Annotated in this window: 1 protein-coding gene; it reads right to left on the bottom strand. The window is 67.3% G+C overall.

Annotation, left to right across the window (positions count from 1 at the left end; genetic code table 11):
* On the bottom strand, window positions 1-764 hold a 764-nt coding region (locus SAZ01S_RS23355; RefSeq protein ID WP_167693256.1), incomplete at both ends, for a DUF3363 domain-containing protein.

The following is a 764-nucleotide window of genomic DNA, read 5'->3' as shown; positions in this document are numbered from 1 at the left end:
GAACCAGCTCCATGACCGGGCGCTCGGCAAGCGTCTCGATCTCGACGGGCCGTGCCGCAGCCGCCCTTCGCTCGAAGGCCAGCACCTTGTCGAGATGATCGGCGCCGATTTTCCAGCTGCCATCCGGCATGCGCTCGACCTCGCCCCCTCCCCGTCGCATCGCTTCCAGCCGCCGGACATGGGCTTCGGCGAAGCGCTGACTGGCACTGGCGTCATGGCGGAGATGCGCGTCGACGCTGTAGTTGCCGTTGTTGGCGGCAGCGACCTCGGCAACAGTTCGATCGACATCGCGGATGCCGGCGATGACCGGCGACACCCGCACAATCTCGGGGCGCTCGCTCACTTCCGAGAGCGACCGATTGCCCAGCTCGACATAGTGGCTGCGCCCGTCGGTCGCTGCCACGATCAGGTAATGGCGGTCGCGATGCTCGTCGGCCAGTCCCGTCGCCACGACACGGCCGATCAGCGGCTTGCCCTCGGCTGGGTTGTAGATCGCATAGTCCTGCGGATGCACTTCGGGCGCCCGCGCTTTCAGTAGCGCGTGCATGGTCGCGATGATGTCGCCACGTCGGCCCATGTCACGCAGCGTTGCTTCCAGATCGTCGGCAAGTTGGTAGCGCCCTTTCACCTCCTCGGTTGCTAGTCCCATCCGCGCTAGCGTGCCGAGGCGCGCTGCGCGCAGCCCCTGCTCGATGCTGTCACCATGCCAGGAGGGCACCAGCCCGTCGGCCTCGCGCGCGACCAGCAGCCTGCGGTCGATGCTG

This window comes from Sphingomonas azotifigens NBRC 15497 (genome assembly GCF_002091475.1).
Classification (GTDB): Bacteria; Pseudomonadota; Alphaproteobacteria; order Sphingomonadales; family Sphingomonadaceae; genus Sphingomonas; species Sphingomonas azotifigens.
This window is presented reverse-complemented; position numbering and strand designations above follow the sequence as displayed.